Annotated in this window: 8 protein-coding genes; 6 read left to right on the top strand and 2 right to left on the bottom strand. The window is 53.7% G+C overall.

Annotated elements, in window-relative coordinates; translation table 11 throughout:
* Window positions 1-267 precede the first annotated feature (267 nt).
* Both ACZ5EH_RS01020 and ACZ5EH_RS01015 read left to right on the top strand, forming a co-directional pair.
* Window positions 268-2,550: an ATP-binding protein gene (locus tag ACZ5EH_RS01020; protein WP_464276286.1), complete on the top strand. Its 2,283-nt coding sequence runs from the start codon at window positions 268-270 to the stop codon at window positions 2,548-2,550.
* Entirely contained in the window at window positions 2,547-3,272 is a 726-nt protein-coding gene (locus ACZ5EH_RS01015) for a DUF429 domain-containing protein (RefSeq protein WP_464276285.1), read from the top strand. The genes ACZ5EH_RS01020 and ACZ5EH_RS01015 overlap by 4 nt, the downstream gene beginning before the upstream one ends.
* A 2-nt stretch (window positions 3,273-3,274) precedes the next feature.
* Here ACZ5EH_RS01015 and ACZ5EH_RS01010 read toward each other — a convergent pair whose 3' ends face one another.
* Window positions 3,275-5,986, bottom strand: a complete 2,712-nt coding sequence (locus ACZ5EH_RS01010; RefSeq protein ID WP_464276284.1) for an ATP-binding protein — start codon at window positions 5,984-5,986, stop codon at window positions 3,275-3,277.
* Window positions 5,987-6,253: 267 nt separating this feature from the next.
* Here ACZ5EH_RS01010 and ACZ5EH_RS01005 point away from each other — a divergent pair, with 267 nt between their 5' ends.
* The 4 genes from ACZ5EH_RS01005 to ACZ5EH_RS00990 all read left to right on the top strand — a co-directional run bounded on the left by ACZ5EH_RS01005 (window position 6,254) and on the right by ACZ5EH_RS00990 (window position 11,478).
* A complete protein-coding gene (locus tag ACZ5EH_RS01005) occupies window positions 6,254-6,928 on the top strand; it encodes a 4Fe-4S dicluster domain-containing protein (RefSeq protein ID WP_464276283.1) in 675 nt (224 codons plus the stop codon).
* A complete protein-coding gene (locus ACZ5EH_RS01000; RefSeq protein ID WP_464276282.1) occupies window positions 6,916-8,232 on the top strand; it encodes a 4Fe-4S binding protein in 1,317 nt (438 codons plus the stop codon). Before ACZ5EH_RS01005 ends, ACZ5EH_RS01000 begins: the two co-directional genes overlap by 13 nt.
* Window positions 8,233-8,402: 170 nt before the next feature.
* Window positions 8,403-9,035 (top strand): response regulator, encoded by a 633-nt coding sequence (locus ACZ5EH_RS00995; RefSeq protein WP_464276281.1) that lies wholly within the window; start codon window positions 8,403-8,405, stop codon window positions 9,033-9,035.
* A 361-nt stretch (window positions 9,036-9,396) separates the two neighbouring features.
* Window positions 9,397-11,478 (top strand): copper-translocating P-type ATPase, encoded by a 2,082-nt coding sequence (locus ACZ5EH_RS00990; protein WP_464276280.1) that lies wholly within the window; start codon window positions 9,397-9,399, stop codon window positions 11,476-11,478.
* A gap of 94 nt (window positions 11,479-11,572) precedes the next feature.
* On the opposite strand, the gene ACZ5EH_RS00985 is transcribed toward ACZ5EH_RS00990, so the two are convergent.
* The gene (locus tag ACZ5EH_RS00985; RefSeq protein WP_464274772.1) at window positions 11,573-13,030 is read right to left on the bottom strand and encodes an IS1182 family transposase; all 1,458 of its coding nucleotides are present in this window, start codon (window positions 13,028-13,030) and stop codon (window positions 11,573-11,575) included.
* Window positions 13,031-13,043 lie beyond the last annotated feature (13 nt).

The following is a 13,043-nucleotide window of genomic DNA, read 5'->3' as shown; positions in this document are numbered from 1 at the left end:
CCCCCCTACCACAAGACAGCCTGGATAACAATATGCTGGGCAACAATACCATCTTTGCAGTGTGTTGGCGGTTACTGCAACACACGGCGACTGCTGGCCGGGTAGGTACAGTATTTCTTTACAAAATTACTCTTTTTCAGTATGAAAAAATACAAACAATATAGTAGAATATGTTATGGGGCCGAGACATATTTTTTAAGGGGGATGTTGTTTATGGGGGGAAAAGGGCCGCACCCTGCCAATGAAAATTCATGTAAAGGCAATAGCTTGTCTGGGGGGGGAGACAAGAGCGCCGCACATGATGATTCCTTGCGCTCCAGGGCTGAGCGACATTTCCAGAATGCACAAGAATGGGAAAAGTGGAGTGAAGACGTTCCCGAAGAACGCATGCGCCATGAGTTGAGCGTGCAGCAAATAGAGCTGGAAATGCAGAACGAGGAGCTGTTGCGCTCCCATGCGGAACTGCAGACAGCTCGTAATTATCTGGAAAGTTTGTTTTTTAACTCTCCCGTCGCGTTTATCACCCTGGACGAAGACAAAAACATCTCTGAAGCCAATGCCGCTGCAGAAGAGTTGCTGCAATTTCCTAATGGTCTGGCAGGGGTGAACCTGCTGCGTTTCATCTCTTCCCGGCATCATGCCGTGGCCCAGAATACCATGGGTAAAGCCTTGCGCAGCGGCAGACGCCAGACCTGCGAACTCGAATACAAGGCCTTCGAAGATGCGAGCCTGCGCTGGCTTAAGCTTCATTGTGCTGGGTTGCCCCAGTTGTATAGCAATACCAGCGCCATTTGCCTCTGCGTTTTGGAGGACGTGACAGCGGCCAAGAATTTTGAGCAGAATCTGGTGATGGCCAAAAACGCGGTGGAAAGCGAGGTGCATAAGCGGACTATTGCCCTTGAAGACATGGTCGCCAAATTCAAAGTTGAGCTCGAGGAGCGTAAGCGTGCTGAACAAGCCCTGGTGGATAGCGAGCGTCGTTACCGCACCCTTGTGGAGCAACTCCCCGCAGCAGTTTATATAGCAGCCCCCACTGTTCCGCGTGATTTTCTGTTCGTCAGTTCCAGAATCGCATCTATGACAGGGTATTTACCTGAATTTATATTGCAAAATCCACAGGAATGGCGCAGCGCGATTTTTGAGAAAGACAGACCCCGCATTCAGGAGGCGTTGGTTCGGAGTGTCGCGAGCCTTGAGCCGTTTGCGGAACAATACCGTTTCACCACAAAAGACGGTCGGATAATATGGCTGGAAGATAAGGCGACACCCATTATAGGAAAAGATGGGGCGGTCCTTCTACAGGGCCTGCTTTTTGATGTCACGGACAGAAAAGAGCTTGAAGACGAGCTGGTTGCCGCAAAAGTCAAGGCGGAATCAGCAAGCATGGCAAAGAGCGAGTTCTTGGCGAACATGAGCCATGAAGTCCGCACGCCTCTCAACGGGGTGTTGGGTATGCTCCAACTGATGCAAATGGACAAAGCCGGCAATGGAGACGAACACGAGTATCTGGAACTCGCCATGCAATCCAGCAGAAGCCTTTTAACCGTAATCAACGACATTCTCGATTTCAGCAAAGTGGAAGCCGGCCGTCTGGACATTCTTATAGCGCCTTTTTCCCTGACGGAACTCGTGCAGGGGGTGCAGGGCATCTTTCAAGGACAGGCAGAGAACAAGGGTATAGCGCTGGAAAGCACCCTGGCCAATGAGATTCCGGAGAGCCTTCTTGGCGATGAAGCCAGGTTGCGTCAGGTCCTGTTCAATCTGGTGGGCAATGCCGTTAAGTTCACGTGCTCAGGGAAAGTCAGCGTCGAGGTTGACTTGGTTGATGATTCCACGGGAGAGCACGACTTTTTTGTCCGTATAATGGTCAGGGATACGGGCATAGGCATTCCGGAATCGCATCTTGAAGCCATTTTTGAACCGTTTACCCAGATCGACAGCAGCTCGACACGCATGTTTCAGGGCACAGGGCTGGGGCTCGGCATTGTCAAACGGCTGGTGGAGCTGATGCACGGCAAGATATATGTACGGAGTACCCTGGGCAAGGGCACCACATTCACCCTGGTGTTGCCCATGCAGGAAGAGGTCGCTGTCGTGGCGCCACCTGATTTTCAGGCGGAGCAGAGCGGCGGACGCCCCTTGTCTGTGCTGCTGGCGGAAGACAATGACGTGAACAGAATCGCAGCTCAAGCCATGCTCAAGAGACTGGGGCATGATGTCACCGTGGCGAAGGACGGGCAGGAGGCCTTGGAACGACTGCTTGAAAAAGAATTCGACTGTCTGTTTCTGGATATTCAGATGCCCAGGATGGATGGCACCGATGTGGCGCGCCACATAAGAAGCGGCAACGTTGCCGGATTGGATGGGGGCATATACATTGTCGCCATGACGGCCTACGCTATGTCAGGGGACAAAGAGAAATTCCTCTCCCTGGGAATGAATGATTACCTCGCCAAGCCCGTGGAATTTTCTGAGCTCAAGGAAGTCCTTGTCCGCGCAGCTTCACATGTAGCTGCAATCCGGTCAGGGAAGCAGAACCACGCACCATGACCGGCACAGGCATCGACGGCTGCAGAGGAGGGTGGTGTTGCATCTGCCTCAGCCAGTCCAGCTCAGACAAGCCGATCTGCTTTGTGGCGCCCTCCTTTGACGCGCTTTGGAAGGAATTGCCGCAGGCTCGTTACCGCGATAATCCCGTACTTGTGGACATGCCCATTGGGTTACCTTCTGCTGCATACCCCGTGCGGGAGTGCGATGTGCAGGCGCGCACCCTGCTTGGCAAAAGGCGCTCCACCGTGTTCTCTCCTCCCTGTCGCGAGGCGCTCTCCGCGTCCAACCATGCCATGGCCAACAGCGTGAACAAAAGCGTCACCGGGCGGGGGCTGAGCATTCAGGCCTGGGGTATAGCCAAGCGCATCCGCGAGTTGGATATTTTTTTACAGGAGCATCCCGGATTGGCGGATGCTGTATGGGAAGCGCACCCTGAGCTGTGCTTTGCAAAATTGGCGGGCGCGCCATTGCCGGAAAGTAAACGCAGCAAGGAAGGGCGCATGCGCAGGCTTTGCCTACTGGAGGAGGAAATCCCCGGCGCAACTGCCATGCTGGACTATGCCTGCAAAAAATATCCGAGATCCGTGGTGCAACCGGATGATATACTCGATGCTATGGTTCTGGCGGTGTGCGCATCAAAAGGAATGGGCGGCGTCGAACGCCTGGGCAGTGCAATTTTGGATGAGACAGGGCTGCCCATGCGTATTGCATTACCTGGTTAGTCTCAATTCTCGGAAGAATATTCTTCCAGCACCTTTTTAACGACCCGGGCTGCAGTGTCCATGTGGTCGAAGAGTTCTTGCACGTCAGACTCTTCCAAGGGGTGGTGCAGCTTGGTGACTTTTGCGTCCAGGGCCCTGCAGTAGGCAAGCAGTTCCAGCAGGCCGAGCACCCCGGCCGCCCCTGCCAGTGAATGGGCAAGGTGCGCCAGAACGGCATCTTGTCTGTTCTCCCAGGCCTCCTGCATTGCTTTCTTTTTTTGTACTATGTCGCTGAGAAACTCATCGTAAAGCAGGTGGGACTGGCGCAGTGTCGCATGTCTGGAGCGTAGATTGCGTTCTTCCTTTTCGAGAAGATCATAATTTTCCTCCGGGGCAGCGGCATTCTCTGGTTTTTGCGCCGGCTTTTGATTGGTTGCTGATTGGTAAATGATTTCAATCAGCTCAGGACCTTCTACCGGCTTGGAAATGTACTCGTTCATTCCTGCTTCGAGAAAGCGCTTTTTGTCCCCTTCCATGGCATAGGCAGTCAAGGCGATAATGGGAATGGAGGCGTATTCTTTGCCGCTTGAACGTATCTTATGCGTTGCCGCAACACCGTCCATACCTGGCAGTTGCACGTCCATCAGGATGCAATCAAAAACCTTATTTTCCAGGTTTTCCAATATTTCCAGCGCCTCAAAGGCGTCTTTGGCAAGGGTCACCGTGTGGCCGTCTTCCTCTAAGATACCTTGTAAAAAGAGCCGATTGATGGCGTTATCGTCTACAGCCAGAATATTGAATGAGGTGTTGTGCTGCTTATGGGTAACAGGTTTATCATGCAGCGTTTGTTGCTTTTGCTGCGCTGTTGGTTCTGCCAGTGGCAAAGAGAAGCTGAAAACGCTGCCTTTGCCCTCTGTACTTGAAACGCTGAGATTGCCATCCATGAGTCCGACGAATTCCTTGGAGATGGCAAGCCCCAGGCCGGTGCCTCCATGTTGTTTGGAATACGAGCTATCCAACTGCTTGAAGCTGGTGAAGAGCATCTTCTGTTTGTCTTCGGCAATGCCCACCCCTGTATCCTTGACCTGAAACAAGACCATGGTTTGGCCATCATTTGTTTTTTGCGGTGAAATATCGAGGGTTACAGAGCCTGCATGGGTGAATTTGATGGCATTGGACAACAGGTTGCGTAAAATCTGGGCTATGCGTTGTTCATCCCCCACCAGTATGGCGGGCAGCTTTTCGGATATCTTGATGGCGAACTCAAGCTCCTTTGCAGCAGCCAGGTGTTCGAACATGTCCCTTATGTTGTCTACCATCCGCTCCAGGAAGAACGGTTCGTTAATAATTTCTATGCCTCTTGCTTCCAGCTTGCTGAGGTCGAGTACGTCGTTGATAATGCCCAGCAGACTCTGGCCGGCATGGCTTATCATTTCCAGTTTGTCGCGCCCCATGCGCATGGCCGGGTCTTTGAGCATAAGTTCGGCCATACCGAGAATTCCAGAGATGGGGGTGCGGATTTCGTGGCTCATGTTGGCCAGGAATTCACTCTTGCTGCGGCTTGCAGCTTCTGCGCGCTCTTTTGCTTTTTTGAGCTCATGCTCATGCGCCTTGAGTTGGGAGAGGTCATGGGCGATTACGGAAAAAATGGAGGAGCCTTCGTCACTAGCCTTTTGCGCCAGGATAGTTTGCTTGACGCTGATATGGCTGCCTTCACGACAGAGCAGGTGCGTTTCCCCTGTCCAGATTCCTTCTTCCGTGGCGTGGGGCAGGGCTTCATTTTTCAGGAATTTGTAGTCTTCTGGGGGGTGGATGTCCTGCATGCTCCAGGAGGTGACATCGGATTCGTCCGGTATAAGCAGCAGGCTGCTGGCGGACTTGTTGCAATAGAGCAGCTTGCCTGCGCCATCCATGGTGTAGACAATGTCCGGAGTCACTTCCACCAGTTCAAGCAGGCGCTCCTTTTCTCGCTCCAGATCGTAGAGCCCCGTGATGTCTCTGGCCACGCAGAGGGCGCTTTCCATATTGCCACTTACATCGTGTTCAGGGGCAATGCGTATGTCAAAGGTCACCTGGCGATGTTTCGTGGGAATGGACAGCGTAAGATAGGCTTCGGTTTCCGAGTCAAAGACATGGCCTACGGCTTGTGTCAACTTGGCCTTGTTTTCATCTGATAAACCCAGTGAAAAAAGATCAATACCGATGAACTCCTTGCGGGAGCGGATGCTGTATCGGGTAATAGCCTGGTTGATGAACAATATCCGCAGGTTTTTGTCAAAGCGGATGATGATGTCTGGTGCGTTGTCTATGAGGTTGCGGTAAACCTCCTGACGTTCATGGATAAGGCGCTGCCCTTGTGTGCGCCCTGTTATGTTTTGCGTAATCACCATCCCCGCCATGGGCGTACCTTCGGCATTACAAATCTGGCGCGTGGTTATTTCAAAAAACTCGCTGCCGTGCTGCACGTCCATTGTGGTGTTGTTTCCAGCAAGGGTATTGGTGAAAATTTCGTCGAGAAAAGAGGCCATGCCCTCGTCATGCACATCGCCAGGAGTCTTGCCAATGATATCCGCGGGGAAAATACCGTTGCCGCCCAGTTCATCTCCGCCTGCAAGGATGTACCGCTTTTGGGTATCGAACAGGACTACTGCGCCGTTGGGGAAGCTGTTGAGAACTGTCTGGTAAAGGTCCAGGGTCTCACGTGGTGTGTTGTTTAATTGTGCATTTATCGGCATGGGCCCTCCAATGAAGGCATCCTGCACTGTTGCGGTCGCAGCAACGGATGTTATGCTTGAGGCTTACTCGGTGTCTTGTCTGTACAGAATGCCCGGAACATAAGATAGGCGCAAGGTTAAAAAATCGGGTATTTAAGACACATTCAAGGTGAAGTTGACTCAGGTCAAATGCCTGCACCCTGCAAAATGGTATTGCTCTTTCCGCGTTGGATTTGGTTTATGCAGGGTGTGGAAGGTACTTATAAAGACATTCAGGTGAATAAGAACATGAAAGCAAATGCAGAAGGCCCGAGCGCGGGATGTCGCATAGAAGTTTGTCGTGGTGTCGAGCGCGGGTGTGTGCATGCGTTGCCCGTTGATAGCGGCTTGATCCGCGACCTGGAGCAAGCCGTCCTGGAGAGCGGATTCCAGAAGATGCAGGCCAAGGTGCTGGGTGCAGCGCCAAAGGGGCACCATGCATTTCGTATTTCTATCGCCGCATGTCCCAATGGCTGTTCTCGTCCGCAAGTGGCGGACCTGGGGCTTTTGGCGGCCCAAGCTCCCTTTGTGGTGGAGGAGGCCGCCTGCACGGAATGTGGCGCGTGCGAGCTTGCCTGTCCGGACAAGGCAATACATCTGACGGCTAAGTCAGCAGGCGTGGCAGTGCACCCCGTGATTGATACCGGGCGGTGTTTGCAATGCAAGAAATGCGTCCAGGCCTGTGCATTCGGTGTGCTGGCGGCGGAACACAGTGCTCTCAGAATACAGGTTGGCGGTAAACTGGGCAGGCGTCCGCTTCTGGCGGCTGAACTCTCCGGCACATATGGGGCGGATGCTGTGCAATTGATCCTGTCGGCTGTTCTGCATGAACTGATGCGTCGCTATCGCCCTGGTATGCGGGTGGCGGATATGCGGCATGAGTTTGGCGATCAATGGATTCAGGAGCTGCCGTGCGGTTCGTGATTCAGGGATTCGTGCTTTTTGCGCTGCTTTTGCTGGGCGCACATTCGCTCAGGTGGGGCGATACGCCCCAGACTGCATTGTGGTGTCTCCTGGGAGGGCTCGTCTTTGTTCGTCAGACGTGGTGTCGATATGTACTCGTTGTCGTCTTGGCGTACGGTGCATGGCAATGGTGGGGGACCACCACAACGCTGGTGCAGATGCGCCTTGCAATGGAGGAGCCCTGGCTGCGTCTTGCAGGAATTATGGGGGGCGTTTTCCTGTTAACCCTTTCAAGCGCGTTTTTACTGCTGAGCGCCGCTGCGAAACGTTATTTTGCAGCCGGAGAAGACAAGGCTGGCGCTCAAGCAATGGCGTTCATGCTGACTTTTGCCATTTTGACTGTGGCGCGGGACAAAGCTCCTTTGCCCTTGTTGCTCGCTGACCGCTTTTTTCCCGGATGGGGGCTTTTCCAGACTGGTTGTCTCGCGTTGTATGCTGCTTTCTTGTCAGGGGCGCTGCTTGATCCTGCTCGCCATAAACGGCTGCGCCCCATCTTGTGGGGGGGCTTTTCACTGGTCTTTTTTCTGCAACTCGCACTGGGGGTGTCTGGCCTGGAGCAATTGCTGATGACCGGAAAACTGCATTTGCCCGTCCCCGCCTTGGTTATTGGCGGCCCGCTTTACAGGGGCGGTGGTTTTTTCATGCCTATTCTGTTTGGCGTCACCGTTCTGCTTGTGGGGCCTGCCTGGTGCAGCCACCTGTGCTACATAGGCGCCTGGGATGACATGTGCTCCCGATCGGGCGGCGGCAGCAGGGGAGTGCAACAGCCTGAGCGCCCCCCTTGGCGGGGGCGGGTTGTAGCGCTGGTTCTGACCATTGTGCTAGCCGTGGTGCTGCGAATTTCGGGTGCGCCCCTGGCTGTGGCGGTTTTTCTGGCAGTGGGGTTCGGACTCGGGGGTGTAGCGGTTATGGTGTTTGTATCCAGGAAAAAGGGCCGCATGATGCACTGCACTTTGTGGTGTCCACTTGGTGTGGTGGCCAATTTTATGGGGAAACTGACGCCTTGGCGTATGCGCATCGGGGAGGGGTGCACAAAGTGTGGCAAGTGCGGCACGGTTTGCCGCTATGGCGCCTTGCGGAAGGAGGACCTGGCAGCTGGACGTCCAGGCATTTCCTGCACTTTGTGTGGTGATTGCATCCCTTTTTGTAAACACGGGCAACTCGGGTATTCGTTTGCAAGGGTGCCCCAACATCTGGTGAGGCCTTTATTCATTTGTTTAGCAACCAGCTTGCATGCCGTTTTTTTAGCGATTGCCAGAATTTGAAAGAATCAAGAACTTATTTTCACTTGCCAATAGAGAGTCCTGTCAGCTATAGATATTTTCAAGTTTCAGAATTCTCTAATTTGTAAAAATAGTTAATAAATTGGGCATGAGTCGTAGGGGGGGCAGCCCAGGAGAAGGGCTTTGCAGATTATAATGACGAGAGCAGCGTCATGATAAGGGTACTCATTGCCGATGATCATCCTATTGTGCGTAAGGGGTTCATACAGATACTTGAAGGTGAACCTGACATAGTTGTCGTTGGTGAAGCTGGCGACACTGAAGAAGTACTGCGCAAAGTAGGTGAAAGCAGATGTAATGTTGTGCTGCTGGACCTGGGAATGCCCGGAGCCGGTGGTCTTGAGGTTATACGCGAACTGCGTAACGGCAGTTCGCCTCCCGCCGTATTGGTCATCAGTGTACATCCAGAAGAACGGTTTGGTTTGCGGGCGCTGAAGGCCGGCGCTTCAGGCTATCTTACCAAGGAAAGCGCCCCAGATATGCTCATTAACGCCATCCGCAAGGTACATAGTGGGGCGCGGTTCATCACGCCTTCGCTTGCGGAACTCATGGCCGACGACCTGGGCAAGGACAGCGAAGTCGAACCGCATGAAATGCTTTCGGACCGCGAATTTCAGGTCATGCGAATGGTGTCTCAGGGACTGACCGTTTCCGCCATTGCCGAACAACTCGGCCTGAGTGTGAAGACGGTGAGCACCTACCGCACCCGCCTGCTGCGCAAGATGCAACTCAAGAACAATGCTGAATTGACTCACTACTCCATTCGAAAGGGCCTTGTGGACTGACCCTCCCACCATTCACCGCGTTTTTTCCACTGCTAGCTGCATAATAACACTGGCGGGCTGGCGCGCCTTTAATCCCTGTAGGATAAAAGCCTACGTTGAAAAAGGGCGAAATCTTACTTTGAATTGCTGTCTCGGACTATGGCGCAGTGACGCTGGTGTTAATACATTACCAATCATGGATAGGTCGGATGTGCCGAGCTTCGGCACGAGGCTTCGGCTGACGTCCTTCCTTGCGTGCGCGTCTTTGGCCCCCCCCCTCCCAAATGGCGCGCACGCAATCTAGTCCTCCCACAGTGCTGTAACGGCAGTCCCTTTTTCTGAGTAATTCCAAAGAAATTCAAGATGAAAGGTTTCATTTTCCATGAGTGACAGGAATACGCACGCCGCACATGATGCCAAGAAGCAGGAAACGTCGCAGTCCTCTCAGAACCACGGGCATAAACATAACGAACACAAGGGGCACCAGTCGCACCATGAACATATGGTGCAGGATTTCAAGCGCCGATTTTTTGTTTCGCTTGTATTGACCATCCCGCTCGCCTGGCTGTCTCCCATGCTGCGGGGGTTTGTGGGCGCAGGGGAAGTTACCTGGCTGCCTGGTTCCTCCCTTGTGCTTTTCGGCTTGGCCAGTGCTGTATTCTTTTATGGTGGCTGGCCATTTCTCAAAGGTGCGGTTGATGAGTTGAAGCAGGGCAAGCCCGCCATGATGACACTCATCGGCCTGGCAATCGCCGTGGCCTATGGCTATTCCGGGCTCGTCACTTTCGGGGTCGCGGGCAAGGTCTTTTACTGGGAATTGGCGAGTCTTATCGACATCATGCTCGTTGGGCACTGGATTGAGATGCGTTCTGTGATGCACGCCTCAGGCGCCATGGAGAGCCTGGCTTCGCTGATGCCGGGCACAGCCCGACGGGTAAAAGATGATGACTCCACGGAAGAAGTGCCGGTGGAGGAACTGCAGGAAGGCGACGTTGTGCGCATTGCACCGGGTGAAAAGGCTCCGGCTGACGGCACTGTGGTGGCAGGTAAGACTTCCTTGGACGAATCCCTATTAACGGGTGAAACCAAGCCCGTTTCCAAAGGCGAGGGCGATGATGTCATTGGCGGCGCCGTTAATCAGGAAGGCTCCATTGATGTCCGCGTTGAAAAGGCAGGTGAGGATTCATTTTTGAACCAGGTCATGGGCATGGTGGAAAAAGCGCAGAAGAGTAAATCCAGAGCGCAGGGCCTGGCGGATCGCGCAGCGTTTTGGCTCACCATTGTCGCACTCGGTTCCGGCGCCGTCACTATGCTGTTGTGGGTGTTGCTCAGCAGCAAGGATTTCGCCTACTCGCTTGAGCGCACCGTGACGGTGATGATCACCACCTGCCCCCATGCTTTGGGGCTCGCCATTCCCCTTGTCATAGCCGTTTCCACTTCGCTTGCCGCCAAGCGAGGGTTTCTGGTGCGTAACCGCACCCCCTTTGAATCCGCGCGCAAGATCGACACCGTAATTTTCGATAAGACGGGGACCCTCACAGAAGGGCGATTCGGCGTCAGCGCCGTGCTGCCTGTCAAAGGAAATGACAAGGACGAAGTGCTGCGTCTGGCAGCCGCTGTGGAATCCAGGGCGGAACACCCCATTGCCGTGGCCATTGCCGCAGAAGTGGACGAACCTCAGGACGTTGAAGACTTCGAGGCCATTGCAGGAAAAGGCGCGAAAGCAAAAACCGATGGCGCCGAAGTAATAGTTTGCAGCAGACGCTATGTGGAAGAACTGGGGCACGAAAAAGAACTGGAAGCCCTGGATATTTCTGAGCAAGAGGGCAAAACCATCGTCTATGTTTTGAAGGATGACGAACTGGTAGGCGCCGTGGCGGTGGAAGATCAGATACGCGACGCCTCAAAAGAAGCGATTGACGACCTGAGCGACATGGGCGTGAAGTCGGTGATGCTGACGGGCGATAACGAGGCCGTGGCCAAACGGGTGGCGAAACAGCTTGGGTTGGACGATTACGTGGCCGAAGTGCTGCCCGATGAAAAAGCTGATAAGGTCAAGGACTTCCAGGGTAAAGGCCATGTGGTGGCCATGGTGGGTGATGGCGTGAATGACGCGCCTGCCCTGGCACAGGCCGACGTGGGCATTGCCATTGGCGCAGGAACAGATGTTGCCATGGAGTCGGCCGACGTGGTGCTGGTGCGCAACGATCCGCGCGATGTGGCAGCCATCATGGCCCTTTCCAAGGCCACGTACCGCAAGACCGTTCAGAACCTGTTCTGGGCCACGGGGTACAACGTCATCGCCATTCCTCTGGCGGCCGGGGTGCTGTTTTGGGCCGGCATTATCCTGAGTCCGGCTGCAGGCGCCGTGATCATGTCACTTTCCACAGTGATTGTGGCCATTAACGCGAAGTTCTTGGATTTTCCTGAGAAATACAAACCCAAGGACGCAGAAGCACAATAATGAAAACCAAAAAGCCTTCCGCAAGGAAGGCTCAGCTCATTGACAAACCCCGCTTTTTGCAAAGTGGGGTTTGTTTTTATGAACCGATTTCTTTTCAGGCCGCTGCCAGCTGGGATGTTGGCTCGATCGGCCCCAATCGAACGAGACAGAGAGACTGAGGAAGAAAGTACAGGCATTTGGGCTGCAAATATTTGTATGACAGCTCCAAAGGGGCCAGCAGCAAGGCCATTTTCTTCATGTTTTGACATGTGGCGGAAAGCAGGCTTTGAACCTGGACCTTAGCCAGGCCGCAGAACCGAGCATAGCGATGCCCGTGCAGTTGTTTGGCGTCGGCAAAGCTGCGCTCTACGGTCTCTTTCCGGCGAGCATAGATTCTTTTTCCGAATTCCGTGAGCCGGTGCGCATCCACCGTATCCACGTATTCCCGCCACACATGGCGTGTCACTGTTTTCTTGCAATTCCGGTTTGTTGTGCACTCTTTCAGTAACGGACAGCGGCGGCAAACCTTTGGTAACGAGTCATAGAGACGATATCCTTCGCGGTTGGTGGTGGAGTAGTGAAGCTCCTGGCCTTCGGGGCAAAGATAGCAGTCCTTGTCCGGCAGGTATTCAAAGGCGCGTTTGGGGAGCATCCCTTTGCGACGAGTGGGACGACGATAGCCAATGACACCATAAATATGCTTTTCTTCCAGCGTCTTGCAAATGTGTGAGGTGAAATATCCTGCATCGAGGCCGACGTGCTTCACAGCAAAGCCGAAGCGGTTGATTTGTCGGTCCAGCCGATCGAGATAGGGCATGCTGTCATGCACCGAGGCCGGAGTTACGTAACTGTCGGTGATAATGTTGTGTCGGCTGTCCACAGTGCGATGATCCAAGTAAAAGAAGCCCTTAGGCTTGCCCTCGCGTACCATGTACCCGCTGTCCGGATCGGTTGTGCTCTGCTTGATCCGCTTGGACCCCGCTTCGCGGTTGTCCTGCTTCAGCGGTTTCTTTCCATGCCTGCGCCTGTCTTCCTCCACGGCGTCTTCAAGTTCGCCCAAGTATGACTTCGTGCTTTGGGCAACGAGCTTTTCCGTAAATTTATGCTTGTTGGCGTTGGCTTTCAGGTGGGTGGAATCGGTGTAAAGCGTGTGTCCGCCGACAAGCCTCTTTTTCATGGCCTGGAACACTATACCGTCAAAAATGTCCTGGGCAACGCTGGTGTCGTTAAATCTGCGCCGCCGGTTTTGGCTGATGGTGCTGGCATCGGGCACTTTGTCCTGCAATCCCAGGCCAAGGAACCAGCGATAGGCAACATTGACCTGGATTTCCTTGACAAGCTGACGCTCGCTGCGGATGCCAAACAGATAGCCGATGAATAGCATTTTGAAGAGCACCACCGGTTCAATGGCCGGACGGCCATTGCCCTCGCAATACAAATCCTTGGTGAGCTCATGAATAAAGGAGAAATCAATAACCTTGGCAATTTTGCGAAGCAGATGATTCATGGGGACAAGTTCGTTGATCGAAACAAACTCCATTTTCACCTGCTGATTTTTGGGCGGCTTTAGCATGAAGATAGTATAA

The sequence above is a fragment of the Desulfovibrio biadhensis genome, assembly GCF_055388615.1.
Note: the sequence above shows the minus strand (reverse complement) of the source record. Positions and strands in the feature narration are given on the sequence as shown.